We start from the raw sequence: 17,382 nt of genomic DNA, 5'->3' as shown, positions 1-17,382 counted from the left end.
AACACACCCCCGCAGGTTGAGTTTTTGAATGGTCAGCTGCTGATGTTCAACCGCGACGAGGTGTTCTCGACCACGAACGCAAAAGTCAGCTGGCTGAAAATCATCGAGTTCGCACCATGGGTAACGAGCTTTTGACTCCTAGCGAACGAGTACCGCCGGAGTTGAGAGAAATGCTGGGATACCAGCTTCATTTTTACCTAGGTGCACAAGCAACTGGGTAACTGAACTGGATTTTGCCTGGGCAAAGCACAGCATGCAACCGGGGCGTCTTAGCGCCCCGGCTCCATGATTTCTCTTATTGTTCCAACTCGCTCCTTCACGGGAAAGATCGAACCTCACGCGGCCATGAATTGGCCGGCAAGCAGAACCTTAAATGTATCGATCGACATCAGTTGGCCGCGGTATTCCCCACTGCCAAAACGGACTGCGACGCCGAACTCTTTAATCAGCCTTTCGTAGTGCTCGACCTGGACTGGAACAATTTTCCCATCCAAGCATTGCTGCACGACATCGGCCTGGCTCGTGGACGGCAACTCAATTCGCTGGTCGTCACGTTCATACTCAAGATCCCGAAGGACCAGCGTTTCGCGATCGGGCGCACAGGCAATGATCTCCTGGCACGCGATGGAGAGACCTGCGTCCCCTACGCTCTTTCCATACCACTCGGTCAAATATTGCTTCGAGTGGTATACAACGGTACGGCCTTGATCCCCGTAGTGGGCAATCTGCCGGCAACCGTTTCCAGCCTGGCCATTGAAAAGCCAATGAGCGTTTCGGCCCGCCTGGTCCAGGATCCCCAGAATTCTGAAGCCGTCGGTGACCTGGATGAAGGGCACTATGACTTTCTTGCCCATTCGGCCGCGGCCAACAACAGAAAAACTCCAGTAATCCGCTCCTACGTGAGAAACCAATCGCAGCTTCAACCGAGACCCTGCATTGATGAGCAGGCGTTGAACAACGATCAGTGCTTGGTTTGCATTCATGGCGTATCTCCAGGTTGGAGCCGGACCATGCCCCACCGCGGGGACATTGGCCCGGCGGTGGGTTTTAGTGAAAAACAGTTGGGTCGATTGCAATGTGCTCGGGAATCCCGGCCAGAGACCGAATTTCCTCGAAAGCATGCATCCGAACCCAGCCTTCTGACTTATCGTAGGACGCGCCGACGTACACAGGGAAATGCTTGGGCGTGTAGTCAGCGAACTTCTCGGGTTGCCTCAGCATGATTAGCACCTGCTGCTGCCACTCCTCGAAGCGCAATCGATTGAACGTGGCCACGAACTCAGCCGTGAGTTTTGATGGATCACTGTGGGTCACATAGCCGGATTGACCGTTTTCCCACCGCTCAAACTCGACCTCACTCATGTTGCAGAAAACCGGATAGCGCTCTCTGGCAACGCGGACTGAGACGCGAAACTCACTGCCCAAGAATGAGCAGTCGTATTCGTGCTTACCTTGATAAGACAGGCGCCACGAAACACGTGCCCGGGAAGGTTGCGTACCGTGGTGGTCAATTAAAGTCATGGGTCATCTCCGTGAGTACGGACCCATCCCCAAACGGGGGTGGTGCCCGCAGGGGTTAGAAAGGCCGAGGCCAGTGCTGCAAGTGCAGCTGTTTTCCTCTCCAGCACATGCTGGATAGGGAAATCACATTCGACAGGTATCCCTCTTGGATGTGATCTGATAAAGCCCATCCCTGGCTTGACCAAGGATGGTTGGTACCGAAATGTTGAAGCTAGAGCTACTTGGCCCGGTAAAGGGCTATAGCCTCCAGCGCAACTGGATCTTCAGGAAGTAGAGCCACCCAAACCAGACGGTTATAGCGGTTGTACTCAGCGCGGTCGACGAGCAGTACATTGCCCGAATGAGGGCTCTCAAAGACCGATAGCTGCCCCGCGAACTTGATCGTGTGAGGCGAGTTGGTTCCAGATTTCATAGGTCCTCCTATGCCACGAGGTGCACCACATGCGTGATGCTCCTCAAGGTTGTTAGATTGATTTGGACCTGAAATCAGGCCGCAGACTGCACCACGAGGGTCGTTTTCACCCAACCCTGACCAAGCTCGTAACGAGCCGCAACCACGTCAGGATACGGTTGTATGCAAGGATCACCCTCGCTGATCGTGCCGTAGCGCTCTGGTTGGCTGCGTAGGCGCTCTACGCGTTCGGCGTGCACTTCCTTTCGCCATTGATTGAACGCAGTCACCAATGGTTCAGGAGGAGCTGAGCGATCCATCATGGTCACGGTGTTGAGACGACCAACAACATCCCGCTCAAACTCAACATCGGACATCCCGCTGAAGAACTCTCGCCGGCCCTTGAATGAATCGTCGCCAATTTCAATCTGGAAATACTGACCGTCAACCCAGACGTCGTGCACCCATACGCCGTTGAATCGAAGACGTTGGGCAAACTTAATCTGAGAGATATCGGTGATTTTCAATTTCATTTTCTGACTCCTGGAATTAACAGGGCCAGCCCCATGGGGGGACTGAACCCCGCGAGGGTTTGTTAAAACGTCGGTGGAACTGTGTGTAACGATGCGAACATGACCTTAGCGGTCAGCACACACCGTACGGACCTTGCGATCCACGAGCCCACTCTGCTCCGCTGGGTGTAGGGATCGGAATCGCAGATCCCAGTGCTCGGCGACGTATTTCACTACATCGCTGATTTCCCCGATCAGAACCGCATTCCCCGGCAAACTGACCGTCAGACTGAACTCTGGGAGTTTGTCGGGACCCAGCGTCAGTGTTTCCACGACCAGGTTCATTGGAACCATGCCCAGCTCACGAATCAAACGCTCCGCGCCATCTCGGGTAGCTTCCGGCGGAATACCGAAGTTGCCACCACCCGGGTAGGCAACACACATGTGGTGTACAGCTGCACCGGAAAGCATGCTCCGATCCACCAATGCACGCTTACCGCTTGCGGCAGTAGCCCCGCCATAGACAGACCCTGTCACGATATCAATCGACTCAAGCTCGATCCTCACGTTGGCAGTGCTGCCGGATAGGGGCCAATCACCCTCATCCGGAATCACGTCGTAGACGACCAAGGCCGATTCAAGCTCATCCATGACAGAGCCCATGTTCTTGCCAGCTCGGTGCAAAAGCACCGCTTGCGCAGCATGGTCAACAACATCTGAAACGCCCGCAGCCGCCAGATTCACCACACGACTTGCATAGAGCTCACCATGGCGATCGAAGATCGAAAGGGAAACTTCAATCGACGGCTGATTGAGCTCGCAGATTTCATTTCGAAACGAATTCACCGCCTTTGAAAGCGCTGCCACCCTCACTGCGTCAACTACCGTCAGCTCATCACAGCAACCTGTATTGTCAGCTGAAGTGACGAGACCGTCGGCAATAGTGACGAACTCATCGAGGACCTCAGGCAAGTTTTTCAGTTCATTGGGGATCAGAATCCCCAGGGCAGCAGCCTGCGTAAAAACCGACTGCAGCATTTTAAAGTTGGGCATGGATATCTCCGTTAGGAGGTGAAGCCATACCCCGGAGTGGGGTATGAAACCCCACAGGGTGTTGAGTGCTGAATATTCAGCTTCATTGCGCCAGATCATTCCGGCACAAAGAATCTTCAAACCAGAGGGCACGTTCCCTCTGGTTTGAAGACTCAGCCAGGGCCGCCATAACGGCGACCCTGATCGAGCTTTCTTACTACTTCACTTCTTCAGGCCCTCGAGCAATAACGCGTGCCACCCAAGTGTTACGTTTCACGATCCGTGTAGCGACCTTGTACGTTTCATCAGGTTGTTTGACACGCACTTCGACTTCGACGGGTTGCTTGCCGATGCATTTCAGCTGGATATGATCACCCTTCCGAATGCTCTGCAGGTTCACCACACGCTCCAGGTCAATGCCCCAGACGTACTCATTTCTACCAAGACGAACCACGTACGACATGGACTCGTTCTTGTCGAACTTGTAGTGGTAGTGACCGTATTGGGAAACGACCCCTTCCTTAGCGCCTGACCAATCAACCTGGTTGTCGTCGGCCAGTACATCCGCCGGCAAAACGTGGTCAGTAATAGCGCCCATAGGCGTATCACTGTAGTCACCAGGCGGAACCTCCTCAAAAGGTGGTTCCGAATGACCAGGCTCTAACAGGTGCTCAGGAATGCCCCCAGAGTGTTCTCCGTAGCCCGCGTAATCATCGATGGAGGCCAACGGCGCATCATCAACCACGTGATGGCTTGCATGCGTCACATACGCTCCAGGTGCGTGCACCAGAACGCGTGGCGCCGGCGGCATCTCGTAGTTGCAAAGTTGCTCAACCGGCGATGCTGGAAAAGATCGTATGGACTCCTCTCCTACCGCCTTGAACTGTTTCAGCCGTTCGAGAAACTCGCCCCGGCGTCCCTGCTCAAATTGCTGCAGGGTTGCCGCCAATTGTCGGTACTCATCTCGTGAACGGAGATGCCCAGACGCTCGGTAAGGGAACAGTTCCACCGATGGAAACTCAAGTTTAGATTGTGTGTTATAGCGCATGGTGCCTCCAGTTTTTCAGGGGAAGCACCACCCGTTGGGGAGGTACCGCCCCAGCGGTTTTAGTTTTTGTTGGTCATCAGATACCGCTAGCCAAATGGCATAGATATCTACTGCCTAATGCCCTCCCCCATTTCTGGAGGAAGGTTCGTTATGCGGCGATTTGCAGTTGATCAATCACCCCTTCTCGGCGGCAAAGATCAACCAGACTTTCACGGAACTTGTCGCAGTCGACACCAGCAGCGCTGATGCAGACCTTGAACGAGAATGGTGAAAGCACATCGCTCATGATCCATGCCCAACGGTCTTTCCGAGTACCGAGTGCTGCGCGCTTGTCCAAAAAGATACTGCACGCCTCAAACAGCAGTTTTTCCCTGAGCACATCGATATCGTCATCCGTCCATTCAACAGGGCCCAACTCCTCCTCTGGCAGCGCCAGAAGGTCGAAGATAGAGAACTGCTGAACGTCTACCGCACTTGTCCCTTGGTGGCGACGTGCGCGACGAACTTTCTTCACGAGGCTGTCGGGGAGTTCGGACTGAGACTGCTCTCCGAACAACATGGCTAATTGCATTGGTATACCTCCGGTTAGGAGGAGGTACGCCACCCCTAAGGGGGTGAGTACCCCCTTTGGGTTGAATCCGCTTAAGCGGCTTGTGTCAGAACCTGTTGAACCAGGCCATTTAAAGCAGCGCGCAATTCGCCGAGATCACTCAGAAATTGCCACTTGTTTTTACCAAAGACGTCCTGGAGCTTCACTGTGTTGGCAGTCCCAAAAGCGACCGCGAACACATCGATTCCTGAATCCCTGCAACGACCGACCATGGCTTTAGCCTGGTCAGCGTTGTCGGGGTCGCCATCGGTAATAACGAACATTACTTTCCGCTCGCCTTTGGCCCTCAGTAGATCTCCAGCAGCTGGCCATATGGCATTTGCCAAAGGTGTACTGCCGGTTGCTTTCAGGCCAAACCGTCCTTCTTGAATTGCACCAACAAGACGCTGATCGTGCCGTTTCAAGATGCCAACCGCTGTTCCATGCCCACCATTGCGTGGAAAAACCATCGCACCGGTCGTCACGCCAGCAATCCCCTCCAATGCGGTTAGGATTGCAACGGTGGCTTCCTCGGCAATCTGAAGCGGAGCTTTTGTTTTGCCCTTGTCGCGAGAATCCATCGACGCAGATCCATCGAGCAGAATTTCGATTGCCGCATTCGTGCGCTGCACGGGTTCTTGTTGCCGGAATATCCGGTTTTCCCCAACCCGAACCCGCGCTAAGCGCGAGGAATCGATCTTGCTGCCCGTGCGACGCAGACTTACACGCGCGTCGCGAGACCCCTGAATCAGTCCATTTAGGACCTGTCGCAGCCCCATCGAGGCAAGCTGACCATTCTGAACGACGATTCCCCCCTGCAAGCTTGAGCCCACCGCATCTTTCACTACCGAGGCAGGAGTAGGACTTGAGTGGTCTACTGCTTGGGCTATCAGTTTTGCAGCTTCCCCGCCGATATCGGACTTAGCATCATCGAGGTCAGCCTCTGTTGCAGAAAGTATCTTCTGCTTTAGTTTTTCAACTGGTCCTTGACCGGTAGCAGCGCCGGCAGTTGGAGCGGCATCCGGCCCAGCGGCATCGCTGCCAGGATCACCAGCACCTGCGGATGAACCATCAGCTTTCGCATCCGGATCATCTGAACCGCCAGATTGATCGTTGGCCGATCCATTATCTCTCCCATCACCAGGTTGGCGTTGAGGTTGTCCGCTTTGATCCGGTGGGTTCGACCCCTGACCAGAATTCGGCGACGGTTGGTTCTGCTGCTGACTCTGGTCGTCTTCCGGCTCGTCCTCATCAAGAACATCCAAGATGCGGTGAGTCAGTTGATAAACAGCTTCAGTATCCGGAAGATCAGTGACCTGGTTGAGCAATCCAAAAATCTTGGTACTACGGCCAGGACCGAAAACCTCCCTCATCTTGAAGATAAGGTTATCCGCTTCACGCTGGAGCGGTTGGTTGAGCAATTTTGCGCGCCCAACGAGCAAGCAACCGTCGTGAAGCAGTACCGCCTCAGTCATTCCTGACAGATCACTTTCGCCCCCAAGCACCTCTTGAGCCGTCACGGCTAAGGGGTGAATGGTGGAGTAATGGTCAGTCATCATGCGTTTCTCGATTCGAATATCCTCGAGAAGGTTTAAAAATTTCCCAATGAACGGTGGTTCGAGTCCTGCTTTGTCGTACACCGTCGAATCCGTGTATTTGATGTGTGCCGACTCATGCGCCGTGTAGCCCAGGGCCACATTCAGCATGGTAGGCGACGCCTCAATCATTGGGAGGTAGATGACGTTGTTCCTGGTACAAGCTTGGCTTCCGCCCCAGACAACGGTCACTCCCAGATCATCGCAGTAGTAGCGAGCGATAATCGGGAGTGCTGTTTGAAGAGAATTATTCATGGTGTTGCCTCCAGGTAGTGGAGACACACCGACCCCAAAGGGGGCAGGTGTGCCCCCGAGGGGTTGGAATTACATGCAGAACTCGATAGCGCCACTTTGCAACTCGACCACAGGCGCCACAATGTGGGCCGCAGGTAAAGCGCTTGTTTCGACAACGGGTACCGATTGAAAAGCGCTGGCTTGGATTTGCTCAGCCAGTGCCGACAACTCGCCAATGCTCATATCACCCTCAAGGGTGGTACCAGTCATCAACTCATCGAGCGTGACGCTAGGTGCAGTGTGGCCACCATCAACCGCAACATCGTTTGCCAGTAGGCTTTCACCCGCCAAGTCAAACGCTGTCTCCACATCGTCAATCAGGTGTGGTTCCGTCGATTCGACTACGACCGGGGCGGCAATAGAGGTATCAATAACGAGCGGAGCCTGCACTTGAAGGGTCGACTGGACATCGGTGGAGGTTTTCGAGAATACCTCAGCCATCTTGAGAATTTTGGTCTCGTCAGAAAGGTTCATGATCAGGCCTAACAGATCCTGAAATTGCGAACCCTCGTAGGGACCAGTTTTCGGCAGCTTACCGATCACGGCCATCATGTAATCAGCTACGTCCTGCACCTTCGGATTCAAGAAAGCCAGCGAGCTGAGTTTCTTGTGCATCTTGAGCATGGCACTGACAGCCTTACGGCTGACGGAGCCCTTTCCAACGAAGCTGTTGTCCAGAAGATCCTCAGCTGCATCGGCAATTTCCCGAAACAGCTGACCCGACAACCCCTGAACCTCTTGCTCCAAGCCCTTGGAGAGCGAGGCATCCGATGCATCAGGAACCACGCGGCAAAGAGTGAAGCGAAAGCCCAGACGTTGTTGAACGACAGCCTTAGGAGTGATGGCGTTCTCAATAGCTTTACGCCATTGAGGTTTACCGTTCCATTTGTTCATCCAGTCAATACAGATTTGATCGTACTTACCGATGAAAATCTGAATCTGCTGGGAGAACAATCGCTGGATATCCTGCAGTTCAGCTGCAACCGCCGGCGCAACATCGTTTGGAAGACCGTAGCCTCCCATGAAGCGAACACCGTTAGTTTCAAGCAGGCGAATTGCCCGCCGCTTCAGCCGATCGAATTCCTTGATCTCATCAGGATCGGTGATTCGCTTGCTACCCAATGAGGCCAGTTCCGATGGGGGCAGATTGAGATCTACACCCAGGTCCTCAGCGCGCAATTTCTTGCGGCCGGACCAGATACTGACGTTCAAATCCACCAGCAAAAGCTTGCTGAGAATTTGAGTTTCTTGAACGAGATTAGAATTTTGCATGACGCACCTCCGGGAAGTGGAGGCGGTCTGCCCCATATGGGGAAGGTCGCCCCCAATGGGTTTAAGTAAGAATGCTGCGGATTTGAGTGAGTAGCTGTCACTAACGCAGGTTGCTCGCATGAGCAACGCTGAGAACCTGATTTGCTATAGCCGGACTATAGCAAAGCAGGCTCGAAGGCGGGAGCCAGAGGCCCCCGCTTTCTTACCAATCAAACATTGGTAAATCATCAATCTGCTCAGCATCAGCGTCGAAAGCCAGATAGAGGATTCCCTGAGAAGGTGCAAGGCACCATTCAAGCAAAGACTTGAACTCGGATGATGCACCTCGAGCAACAATAGCGTTGACCGTGAGCTCACCGATCGCAATCAAAAACCCATGACGGGTATCGAAGACGACTGGGAGGAATTCAGCGGACTCACTGAAGCGCCCTCGATGTTCAGCCGCGATTGCTTCAAGAAGCTGTACATCCTCCTTGCGCAAGTGGCTGGTGCACAACTCAACGGCCTTACAGATCGCTGGTGTCAAATTCATGGTTCACACTCCGAATTACTCTCGGAGCTCTCCCCTTACGGGACGAGCCCCGCAAGGGTTAAAGACAGAACACAGACTCGCCTTCGAAAGCATTGGCGAAGGAAGAAAGGTCCAAGGGTTTTGGCAGTACACCCAGGGCAATCAAAATTTGAATGCCTTGATTGTATTGATCAACGTTTAACAACCGCGTCAGAAATGCATCGCATTCCTTAGCGTTAGTCAAAGCAATGGATTCACCGCCGCCGGTGGCCAAACTGAGTAGCTGAACACCAGTGTTTACCGGTCCCAGATTGACAGCGACTGCCGACAGCAAAAGTATCTTTTCGAGGTCTTCATAAGGTTTCAGCTCGCCAGAAGCGAGAGAGCCTTCAAGCAACTCACCGAGAGATTTCAGCGACGAGGACAGCCCCAGGCTGGCAGCTACAGAATCAAGATCCTGTAGTGCCAGCCGGATAGGCTCCCGTTGTGCTGACTCAACTGCACACGAGAAAAAAATGCTCATGTTTTACACCGTCTGCAGAACAGGGTCTGCGCCCCAAGCGGCACCGAATCCGTCCTTGGCGATGGTGTGAACAACCACACGCATCGCTTTATCAGCACGGTTGGTAAGCGCCTCACGAAGAGCCTGACCCATTGTTGACGGGAAGATTGCTTTGGCTGATGGGTTACCACTGTAGGTTGAACCGATACGAGCCCAACGCAGCAGCGAGCGCGTCGAGAAGGTGATCGTCAGACCAGGCTGGCCTGGCTTCAACTCCATCTCAGGATTTCCAACGAATTGCTTACGCACATCGTTGGCGATATCGATCATCTTCTCGAGAATCGCGACATCCACTTTTGGCATTGTCGACGAGAGGATCTGAAGCTCCTCCGCTTTGCTCATGTATGGTACTTCGATCATCCGGCAACGGTCCCAGGTCGCAAGGTTCTGCGCCATGGTGCCGCCGTGGAGACCAGTGTCATCGCCCTGACCACGAGTGTTGCTCGTGATGACCATACGGAAGTTTGGATGCGGGTAAATGATCTCACCACCGTTTTCTGCAAGAACCAACGCGCCACCTTCCAGCACCGCATTAAGACCTGCAAACACCGATGGATCGAGTACATCCGCCTCGTCCAAAACAAAAATTGCCCCCTCCTTCATTGCTAGGGCCAACGGACCGTAGCGGAAAGAGGTTCGTTGATCACCCGTTGCTTGTTCACAGTCGAGTGAGGTCGAACCAACCAGCTCAGGCATTTCCATCCTTGAGTGAGCGTTTACTTTGCGGAAAGGCCAACGAAGACGCGCCGCAATTTGCTCGAGGATAGACGTTTTACCGGCGCCAGTCGGACCCACAAGGGACAGAAAGTCGCCACCATGCGAGTAGAGAAAGTTCATTACTGGCAACCGCAGGATCGTGCGGAAGAAGTAGTGAGGGTTGATCGATGGAACGAGCTCCATCAGTTCATGATCAGCTGGGAAGCCAGGGGCCATAACTTGCCCTTGATTGCCGACAACGCCGAACGAGCTCATTGGGATGATGTCTTGAAATTTCATGGTGTAACTCCAGAAAAGAGAGACACCACTCCCCTGCTGGGGAATGGATGCCCCAGGGGGTTTAAGATTTGCTGTTAGAACGAACAGCTGCGTTATCGCTCCCATGCCACATGGCGAAGGAACAAATTCAGAAAACTCTGGTAAGGACGTGCTTACCGCAGATTTCTTGAAAGAGAAAATGAGGGCCAAATGGCCCTCAATCCCTAATAGCAAAATGCCTGAACACCACCCTCCAGGTCAACAGTTTCGGCCTCGAAAAGATGCGCCAGCGCCGCGTCAGAAAGCGGGGTATCAGGATCTATCGTCAATCGGGATCGCTCCGTCACCGGCGCGCGATACGACTGCAATTTATCCTCGGGATAGTCCGGGTGAAGGCTGGCAAACAACTCCTTCCACCGCACATTGCCGGCCTGTTGGTAACGGCATATCCGAACACCCTCGGCTTCAGCCAGCATATGGTGCCCCATAAGGGAAACCAATCCTTTCTGAACCCCTTCCTTCTGCGACTTCATCAGCTTCAGCTCTGCCTCGAGTTCACTGATACGACGATCAATGGTCCTGGCCTCGGCCGCATGCTTTACCCACTCCGCCAGCTTCTCACCCTCAGGGATGAAGTAGTCGCGAAGAGGGTCTTTTTCCGGCTCTGTATCGGTGACGACCAGCGCCCAGAATTCAAGCGCCGCTTTGGTTATCAACTTTACTGCCAGATCGCTTCGAAGAATCTCGAAGACAATCGGGACATGCCGGGTGTGGTAGAAAAGAAGAAAGCCCTTCTCTGCCCCTGACACAGCCATCTGGTGCTGAACTTGCCACCAGTAGAGTTTGTAGTGCGAGGACAGCTCTCCCAGATTTTTCACCTCATCGAAGTTTGTGTCCGAAAGGACCTTCACTTCGACTGGGCGATTCTCCGGATCCACGCCGTCAAAACTCGCCCTGAGTACAGGGTGTGTTATCGACTGACCGCAGAGCGGAAGCAAGACCGTGTCAAAACGATCCTGGTACCAAGCGATCGCATGAGGCTCCAGCATGATTGCCAAGCGAACTTGGGGGATCATCGAAATGTCGATGGAGGCAACCCGCCCCGTCATTTCAGCCCACAACCGCCACCGTGTTTTCTCAGGATGATGCCCCAAGATCACAGCGGTAGAAGTTGCAGAGATCCCTTCATTTCGCCAGGTGTGCCACTGGGGGCTCCTTTGGCGCAAATTAATAACGTTCATTGTGCCTCCATGGGTGGAGGAACCCAGCCCCCAAGGGGGCAAGGCCCCCTTTAGGGTTGAGTACTGACATCACGCAGGCACCTTCTGCTTAGCGAGGTATTCAGATTGTCCCTTACGGAACTTCTTATTTGCTCGCTCGAGCAGATCGCCTTTCAGCTGGGCGGTAGCCCAGTCAAAAGCGCTCTGCCAGGCACCGGTACGCATCGAGCGGTCATGCACTTGATCAATACGACGGATAAGCGTCTCGTTAACATCACGTGGCGACGATCCGGCGCCAGCCTCCCCCTCAGTACGAATCGGACCTTGGGAACGAGGCTGATCCATCTGGGCGTAGTGCGAATTACCAACTGGTGAGGCATCTGCCTGAGGCTGCACAACAGGGTTGGGATCAACGTCGTAAACAACTCCCTCGTGCAGGTTAACGACATTGGTCTGAGTTACCGACGAAGGACCGTGCATCTCCCGCGACGCAGTTTCGAGCGTGACTGCACCACCTACGAAGCCCTCACCCCCTTCCTCGTTGAGGTAGGAGATGACGTTATCGAGGGCGGGACTGGTCATTGGCCAATACTTCCGGGCAATTTTGATACCCGTCTTGATAGCCATTGAGTCGAAATGGGTATCCCAAGGCCCCTTCTTCTTCGAAAGGTCCGTGTTCGCCCATGCAGAAGACAACTGCCGGGCGGCATAGACGTCTTCTGCACTAACTGGGTGAACGAGAAGCTTACCGATGGACAGATACGCTTTGACGTATACGCCGCGGAACTCCCCCCGATCATGCTTCGCCAGGAATGGATCGTAGACGTGGATTGGCTCGTCATTGGCACCGTTGTAGCTAAAGGTGTCACGACTGTAAACCGAGCAGGCCACCACGAGATCGACAGCACGGCTATCCGTTGCGATCTTCATCAATCCCCGGTAGGAGATATCGGCGATCACCTTCCCCTCGCGGGGTACCAGAAATGCCAACCCCATTGCCGGATTCAGCGTAAGCCCCGACGAAGCAATTTGCTGCATCGCCAAGGCAAAGCTTGCCTTGTTGTTCATTGCTGCCGATGCCAGGTAGGAATTACCGAGCATTGCTTGGTAGGCGTAAAGCGCTTCCTGGGCAAAGTTCATACGACTATTCATCGCACTCACAATGTTCGTGAAGTCCTGCTCCGTGCTTTTAACCAGATCATTGATCTGTTCAGGCTTCACGGAGGGTCGCTGTTGAGAAATTTGTTTGCCAGCCATGTGTAACCTCCAGGTTAAGAGGCGGAGGCAAACCCCAAACGGGATTTGCGCCCCGCGCGGGATGAATTGCTTGAGTTGGATCAGCAGTGTTTCGCTAGAGGCAAGGCCTCAAGCGAAATCATCAAAGTCCGATAATGGTCCAGGCTTCGACGGTTGTTGCGTTTTAAGGCATAGACCTCGCAGCCTACTAGCGAGAGGCAGAATTACTGCCACCGGGAGCCTGCGAGCTGTCTTGGTTTTGAGGGCGACCACCGAGCAACTGCATGGTGCCCTGATTGTCAACGACGATCTCAGTTGAATACCGCTTGATACCGTCCTTTTCCCACTCGCGAGTCTGCAGCTTGCCCTCGATGTACACCTGCGAACCCTTACGAAGGTATTCGCCGGCAATTTCAGCAATCTTGCCGAACATCGAGACACGGTGCCATTCAGTACGTTCTACCTTCTGACCCGACTGCTTATCTGTCCACTGCTCGCTGGTAGCGAGACTCAGATTGGTGACCGCGTTGCCGTTAGGCAAATAGCGGACCTCGGGATCTTGGCCACATGTGCCAACGAGGATTACTTTGTTTACGCCACGCGCCATGTTGTCACTCCGCATAGAACCGGGGCGCACGCCCCTGCGGGGTATGAGTGGCCCTTAGGGGATTGTTGTTAATGCTGGGAAAAGCAGTCCAGCTTCTGCATCCGAAGGTCAACAATGACCAACAGGAATTCAGGTAGCAGGTACAGAAGAATCTTTTCAATGGGCTTGAGGCAAGGCCACAGAAAAGAAGCTTCAAGGGGGAGCGAGCTCCCCCCCGCTATCGAAGGGATTTACATCGTGATCCCGATTTCCGCGGTCTCGGGAAGAATGTGGTTATACACGGCCCACCGCTTGACATAGCGAATGTCCATAACCTCAGGAGTCACCGTACTCGCGATGTTGTCCGGTACACGTACCGTTTCACCGCCGAGGAGTAACTCTTGTAGTTCCATAAGATAGAACGCTTGAACTGGATATTGCATGGAGGGCTCCTCGCCAGGTGGTCCACCAAAGCACTCAAAGCGAGAACTTTGGAGGACCACCTGGGAAGGGTGGCCCTTGCAGCACTACTCACTCAGGGAGTGAGTAGTCCATCAGCTCAGAAGCTGAGCTGAATATTGCGACGCTGGAAGGTCGGCACGTCATAGGTCGAATAATCGATCAATTTCGGTAGCTGGTTAGTGCGAGTGGCGCCACGCAGAGCGAGGCAATCCTTGGCACTAAGACCGAGCGAAGCATTTGCTGCTTTCGCATGAGCGGCCTGGGTAGGCGACACATGCAGATCATCAACCTTCTCGTTACCAAGCTTGGGATCCTGGCGAGGAACAACCTTCTTGGAACGAGTGAGGTAGAGGTACCCAACAACCACAACGAGAATGAGCAACACGATAGGAAGGTTGTTCATTTGCTCACCTCCTGGTCAGCCATTACATGGCCGGCGTAAGAGTTGTAAGCATGTGCGGTGTCAGCAGACAGAACCATCACTAACCGCGCGAGAGCGGACAGGACAGTAGAGAGGATTGCAGATTTCATGGAGGCCTCCAGCAAAAAATGAGGAGCCTCCACCCCAAAGGGACAGAAAGCCCCTCTGGGTAAAATCACGACCGCGAATCGTGATCGATTGAGTGCTGGGTATGGTGCCCAGCTTCACACAACGCCAACAGGTAAGACCTGTCGGGACAACACTCAAGCAACATGCTTGGGTGAAGATTAGATTTGAGCATAACTGCCCTTATGGATGGTGTAAAGCGGCTAGCGTAGCTTCTGACCCTAACATCGGGTCAGATTCAACCTACCAAAAAGCATCATAAGAATATCGTTAAGGCTCCCCAACCCATAGGAGCCATGCAATGGCCAACGGACACGATTTCAAGCCGCAAGGCAGGTACTCCAGCGCAACCCTTGAGTCCACTTACACACTCCATACCGAGCAAGCTCAACGCGTACATCGTCGTTGCTTTGAAGGTGCGGCACGCGCCCTCTTCACCGTTGACGTGGTGGCACGCGCAATGGCGCAGTCGAACAAAGCGTTCGACTACAACGGGGTGATCACGGCCGTGGAAACGATGTTGATCAACCTGGAAACCGAGATCAACAAAGAACGCGATCGTTACTCTCACATGATCAAGGTGGCCGGCCAAGAGGGCATTACCGCCCGCTATGACAACGCCCAGTCCTATACTTTCACCGTCTCCACGCCGGCGATCATGCGGTTTGCGCAAATTATTCAAGCCTTCGACCAAATGCTGATTCAGGCACAGACCGCATGGCTGCTCTGCCTGCTACCGTCGGACAAGAACAGCCTGGTGGCAAACGAGCGCATGCGCCAGGTTATGAAAGTGATCCGCAAGCTGCAGAACATGGCCAGCGAAGCGCGGAACAAGGGCAAGAAAGAGCCCTATGCAGATTCAATCGCGCAATCCTTGGGCGAAGCGGCTGAAGAAACCGAAGTCGACAAGAGCACGCAAGAAGCCATCGAGGAAGAAGAACAAGCTGCTTAATGCCGTCGACATGAACAAAGGGCGCCATCTGGCGCCCTTTTTTATTGGTGCGCCAGGCATGGCGCGTTGCGCGAAGCGCAACCAGCTTGGCTGTGGTGGCCACGCTGATGACTTGGAGGTGAAAGTCCTCTACACACCCGGCAAGGGGAAGTGTTAGCCAGAGGCAAGGGTGTCGCGGGCGACTGCGAATCTGAAGGAAGCCCGAGGCAAAATGCTGGCCTGACGAACAGGAAGCGGATAGAGGCGGCGCAGCGGGGTAAGAAGGCCAATATCTTCAAAGCCCAATACTTGCACGGAACGCTGTGACGTAGATCCGACAGGCATAAGCAGGAAGGTCGCGCGAATTACCCTGGGAGATCTGTAGGTTTGCCACTGTGCTACCGAGCGTCGAGAGGCGACGGGATGAACCTGCAGAAGTCAGCCGAGGCCGTAGTAAGTGGCGAATAACCCCGCCACCAAGGGCCGAACAGGTTATGCCGCCAGTAGGCATCAGAGTCTCGTCGAATGCTGAAACGCAGAATATTCTCCAAGAGGAAACTGTTACCCCAGGTCCCGGACGGTATCCGAGGATGACGGCTGACAGGGCGCAAGCATCGACGGCGTCTGTGACGTGGACGAACGCGGAGCCGGACACGCTGATGGCGCGGGTGCTTGCACCCGCCAACCTTAAGCGTGCGTATCAACGCGTAGTCAGCAACAAGGGCGCACCGGGTGCCGATGGCATGACGGTCGACCAATTGGCAGGCTACGTGAAACAGTATTGGCCGATCCTCAAGACTCGGTTGCTGGCCGGCGAGTATCACCCGCAAGGTGTACGCGCCGTCGACATCCCCAAACCCAAAGGCGGCACAAGACAGCTGGGTATCCCCAGTGTCGTGGATCGCCTGATCCAGCAGGCGCTGCTGCAACAGCTCACGCCAATCTTCGACCCTCTGTTTTCGGACCACAGCTACGGCTTTCGTCCGGGCAGAAGCGCTCATCAAGCTATCGAAACCGCCCGCGCCCATGTGGCGGCGGGACACCGCTGGTGCGTGGAACTCGATCTGGAGAAGTTCTTTGATCGGGTCAACCACGATGTATTGATGGCCTACATCGAGCGTCAAATCGAAGATAAACGTGTGCTTATGCTGATCCGTCGTTATCTCGAAGCGGGAATGATGTCGGGCGGGATCACCAGCCGACGGCAGGAAGGCACGCCGCAAGGCGGCCCGCTCTCACCGTTGTTGTCGAACATCCTGCTCAATGAACTCGACCGCGAGCTGGAACGGCGGGGCCATCGCTTTGTACGCTATGCCGACGACGCCAATATTTATGTGCGCAGTCGTCGTGCTGGCGAGCGAGTGCTGGTCACATATGAATCACGCGCTGCCGAAGAAGCTGTGGGACAGCCTGGGGCTGGTCTCAATACTGGATACGATAAAACGGCTTAACCGCATAACCTGAACCGCCGTATACGGATCCGTACGTACGGTGGTGTGAGAGGACGGCGGATGTAAATCCGCCTCCTACTCGATCGTATTAATTGAGATTTTTCCGGACCTTATCCTCGGCTTCCTTCCGGGTACCGGAGAAATCCTTATCCTCCAACCGAGACTGATTGCGTATCAGAGTGTTCTCCCGGTCACCGCCGATGCTGAGTGCTGTACCTTTACCTGTCAGCTTATCCAACGTCGACTTGTCGATGGTGGGGTAGTTGTTGGTTACTTGGAGCAAACCAATCCACTCGGAAATATCTATCTTGCTCCAGTCCAGGCGACTGAGGTCCTCAACAGCCAAACCTTCACATGACGGGTTTTCTGACTCCCCCCAACTCATGCCGAGTTGCGGTCGAGCCTGCTCCTGAATAATCCGCCCCAGTGGCGAGTTAAAGCAGCAATAGGCTTCCCGCTTCTCAATACAGCCAAGTGGTGACTTGGACGCGCAATAACTACCAACGAAATGGCAAACCTTGGCGGCGGCAAAAACTGAGTGCAACACCTGACCTTTCCGGTACGGTGCTGCCCCTATGTCTTATACCGAACTCAGCGTTGAAGAGCGCGCCACCATTCAAATCGGTCGTACCCAAGGCTTCAGCCTG

The 17,382-nt window shown here is 54.3% G+C and carries 18 protein-coding genes and 2 pseudogenes; 2 read left to right on the top strand and 18 right to left on the bottom strand.

Annotated features, from left to right (window positions below):
- Positions 1 to 335 precede the first annotated feature (335 nt).
- The 17 genes and pseudogenes from JJD74_RS27370 to JJD74_RS27290 form a co-directional block, all read right to left on the bottom strand.
- Complete coding sequence (locus JJD74_RS27370; protein ID WP_200617283.1) at positions 336 to 983, bottom strand: hypothetical protein; 648 nt, start codon at positions 981 to 983, stop codon at positions 336 to 338.
- 64 nt (positions 984 to 1,047) lie between these two features.
- Entirely contained in the window at positions 1,048 to 1,521 is a 474-nt protein-coding gene (locus JJD74_RS27365; RefSeq protein ID WP_200617281.1) for a hypothetical protein, read from the bottom strand.
- Positions 1,522 to 1,738: 217 nt separating this feature from the next.
- Positions 1,739 to 1,933 (bottom strand): hypothetical protein, encoded by a 195-nt coding sequence (locus JJD74_RS27360; protein ID WP_200617279.1) that lies wholly within the window; start codon positions 1,931 to 1,933, stop codon positions 1,739 to 1,741.
- A gap of 74 nt (positions 1,934 to 2,007) precedes the next feature.
- Complete coding sequence (locus tag JJD74_RS27355) at positions 2,008 to 2,445, bottom strand: hypothetical protein (protein WP_200617277.1); 438 nt, start codon at positions 2,443 to 2,445, stop codon at positions 2,008 to 2,010.
- 105 nt (positions 2,446 to 2,550) lie between these two features.
- Positions 2,551 to 3,477: a hypothetical protein gene (locus JJD74_RS27350; protein ID WP_200617275.1), complete on the bottom strand. Its 927-nt coding sequence runs from the start codon at positions 3,475 to 3,477 to the stop codon at positions 2,551 to 2,553.
- Positions 3,478 to 3,673: 196 nt separating this feature from the next.
- Positions 3,674 to 4,504, bottom strand: a complete 831-nt coding sequence (locus tag JJD74_RS27345) for a hypothetical protein (RefSeq protein ID WP_200617273.1) — start codon at positions 4,502 to 4,504, stop codon at positions 3,674 to 3,676.
- A 148-nt stretch (positions 4,505 to 4,652) separates the two neighbouring features.
- Complete coding sequence (locus tag JJD74_RS27340) at positions 4,653 to 5,075, bottom strand: hypothetical protein (protein ID WP_200617271.1); 423 nt, start codon at positions 5,073 to 5,075, stop codon at positions 4,653 to 4,655.
- A 71-nt stretch (positions 5,076 to 5,146) separates the two neighbouring features.
- Complete coding sequence (locus JJD74_RS27335) at positions 5,147 to 6,943, bottom strand: VWA domain-containing protein (RefSeq protein ID WP_200617269.1); 1,797 nt, start codon at positions 6,941 to 6,943, stop codon at positions 5,147 to 5,149.
- A 69-nt stretch (positions 6,944 to 7,012) separates the two neighbouring features.
- Positions 7,013 to 8,254: a DUF3150 domain-containing protein gene (locus JJD74_RS27330; protein ID WP_234451889.1), complete on the bottom strand. Its 1,242-nt coding sequence runs from the start codon at positions 8,252 to 8,254 to the stop codon at positions 7,013 to 7,015.
- A 202-nt stretch (positions 8,255 to 8,456) separates the two neighbouring features.
- Positions 8,457 to 8,786, bottom strand: coding sequence for a DUF5983 family protein (locus tag JJD74_RS27325; RefSeq protein WP_042955044.1), 330 nt, complete (start codon positions 8,784 to 8,786; stop codon positions 8,457 to 8,459).
- A 58-nt stretch (positions 8,787 to 8,844) separates the two neighbouring features.
- Positions 8,845 to 9,288, bottom strand: coding sequence for a hypothetical protein (locus JJD74_RS27320; RefSeq protein WP_200617267.1), 444 nt, complete (start codon positions 9,286 to 9,288; stop codon positions 8,845 to 8,847).
- 3 nt (positions 9,289 to 9,291) lie between these two features.
- Positions 9,292 to 10,323: an AAA family ATPase gene (locus tag JJD74_RS27315; RefSeq protein ID WP_200617266.1), complete on the bottom strand. Its 1,032-nt coding sequence runs from the start codon at positions 10,321 to 10,323 to the stop codon at positions 9,292 to 9,294.
- Positions 10,324 to 10,526: 203 nt separating this feature from the next.
- Positions 10,527 to 11,543 carry a lambda-exonuclease family protein gene (locus JJD74_RS27310; RefSeq protein WP_200617265.1) on the bottom strand — a complete coding sequence of 339 codons (1,017 nt, stop codon included), beginning with the start codon at positions 11,541 to 11,543 and terminating at the stop codon, positions 10,527 to 10,529.
- Between the two features lie 69 nt (positions 11,544 to 11,612).
- Complete coding sequence (locus tag JJD74_RS27305; protein WP_200617264.1) at positions 11,613 to 12,779, bottom strand: RecT family recombinase; 1,167 nt, start codon at positions 12,777 to 12,779, stop codon at positions 11,613 to 11,615.
- Positions 12,780 to 12,969: 190 nt separating this feature from the next.
- Positions 12,970 to 13,365 (bottom strand): annotated as a pseudogene (locus tag JJD74_RS27300) (single-stranded DNA-binding protein); the annotation flags it as partial.
- Positions 13,366 to 13,595: 230 nt separating this feature from the next.
- Positions 13,596 to 13,787: a hypothetical protein gene (locus JJD74_RS27295; RefSeq protein ID WP_050682323.1), complete on the bottom strand. Its 192-nt coding sequence runs from the start codon at positions 13,785 to 13,787 to the stop codon at positions 13,596 to 13,598.
- A 116-nt stretch (positions 13,788 to 13,903) separates the two neighbouring features.
- The gene (locus tag JJD74_RS27290; RefSeq protein ID WP_200617263.1) at positions 13,904 to 14,209 is read right to left on the bottom strand and encodes a hypothetical protein; all 306 of its coding nucleotides are present in this window, start codon (positions 14,207 to 14,209) and stop codon (positions 13,904 to 13,906) included.
- Positions 14,210 to 14,654: 445 nt separating this feature from the next.
- On the opposite strand from JJD74_RS27290, the gene JJD74_RS27285 reads away from it, so the two are divergent.
- Positions 14,655 to 15,305: a hypothetical protein gene (locus tag JJD74_RS27285; RefSeq protein ID WP_200617262.1), complete on the top strand. Its 651-nt coding sequence runs from the start codon at positions 14,655 to 14,657 to the stop codon at positions 15,303 to 15,305.
- Positions 15,306 to 15,778: 473 nt separating this feature from the next.
- Positions 15,779 to 16,663 (top strand): annotated as a pseudogene (gene ltrA, locus JJD74_RS27280) (group II intron reverse transcriptase/maturase); the annotation flags it as partial.
- Positions 16,664 to 16,823: 160 nt separating this feature from the next.
- Here the strand turns inward: ltrA and traN are convergent.
- The gene (traN, locus tag JJD74_RS27275) at positions 16,824 to 17,282 is read right to left on the bottom strand and encodes a conjugal transfer protein TraN (RefSeq protein WP_200617261.1); all 459 of its coding nucleotides are present in this window, start codon (positions 17,280 to 17,282) and stop codon (positions 16,824 to 16,826) included.
- Between the last annotated feature and the right edge of the window lie 100 nt (positions 17,283 to 17,382).

This window comes from Pseudomonas sp. MF6776, from assembly GCF_016613125.1.
Classification (GTDB): domain Bacteria; phylum Pseudomonadota; class Gammaproteobacteria; order Pseudomonadales; family Pseudomonadaceae; genus Aquipseudomonas; species Aquipseudomonas iridis.
The sequence above is the reverse complement of the archived record's forward strand: the minus strand, read 5'-3'. Positions and strand labels throughout refer to the sequence as shown.

Coding starts and splice junctions, on each gene's coding strand:
- JJD74_RS27345 (WP_200617273.1), bottom strand. CDS start 4,504: ATGCGCTATAACACACAATCTAAACTTGAGTTTCCATCGGTGGAACTG.
- JJD74_RS27350 (WP_200617275.1), bottom strand. CDS start 3,477: ATGCCCAACTTTAAAATGCTGCAGTCGGTTTTTACGCAGGCTGCTGCC.
- JJD74_RS27340 (WP_200617271.1), bottom strand. CDS start 5,075: ATGCAATTAGCCATGTTGTTCGGAGAGCAGTCTCAGTCCGAACTCCCC.
- JJD74_RS27365 (WP_200617281.1), bottom strand. CDS start 1,521: ATGACTTTAATTGACCACCACGGTACGCAACCTTCCCGGGCACGTGTT.
- JJD74_RS27320 (WP_200617267.1), bottom strand. CDS start 9,288: ATGAGCATTTTTTTCTCGTGTGCAGTTGAGTCAGCACAACGGGAGCCT.
- JJD74_RS27295 (WP_050682323.1), bottom strand. CDS start 13,787: ATGCAATATCCAGTTCAAGCGTTCTATCTTATGGAACTACAAGAGTTA.
- JJD74_RS27335 (WP_200617269.1), bottom strand. CDS start 6,943: ATGAATAATTCTCTTCAAACAGCACTCCCGATTATCGCTCGCTACTAC.
- JJD74_RS27305 (WP_200617264.1), bottom strand. CDS start 12,779: ATGGCTGGCAAACAAATTTCTCAACAGCGACCCTCCGTGAAGCCTGAA.
- JJD74_RS27355 (WP_200617277.1), bottom strand. CDS start 2,445: ATGAAATTGAAAATCACCGATATCTCTCAGATTAAGTTTGCCCAACGT.
- JJD74_RS27315 (WP_200617266.1), bottom strand. CDS start 10,323: ATGAAATTTCAAGACATCATCCCAATGAGCTCGTTCGGCGTTGTCGGC.
- JJD74_RS27310 (WP_200617265.1), bottom strand. CDS start 11,543: ATGAACGTTATTAATTTGCGCCAAAGGAGCCCCCAGTGGCACACCTGG.
- JJD74_RS27285 (WP_200617262.1), top strand. CDS start 14,655: ATGGCCAACGGACACGATTTCAAGCCGCAAGGCAGGTACTCCAGCGCA.
- JJD74_RS27330 (WP_234451889.1), bottom strand. CDS start 8,254: ATGCAAAATTCTAATCTCGTTCAAGAAACTCAAATTCTCAGCAAGCTT.
- JJD74_RS27325 (WP_042955044.1), bottom strand. CDS start 8,786: ATGAATTTGACACCAGCGATCTGTAAGGCCGTTGAGTTGTGCACCAGC.
- JJD74_RS27360 (WP_200617279.1), bottom strand. CDS start 1,933: ATGAAATCTGGAACCAACTCGCCTCACACGATCAAGTTCGCGGGGCAG.
- JJD74_RS27290 (WP_200617263.1), bottom strand. CDS start 14,209: ATGAACAACCTTCCTATCGTGTTGCTCATTCTCGTTGTGGTTGTTGGG.
- JJD74_RS27370 (WP_200617283.1), bottom strand. CDS start 983: ATGAATGCAAACCAAGCACTGATCGTTGTTCAACGCCTGCTCATCAAT.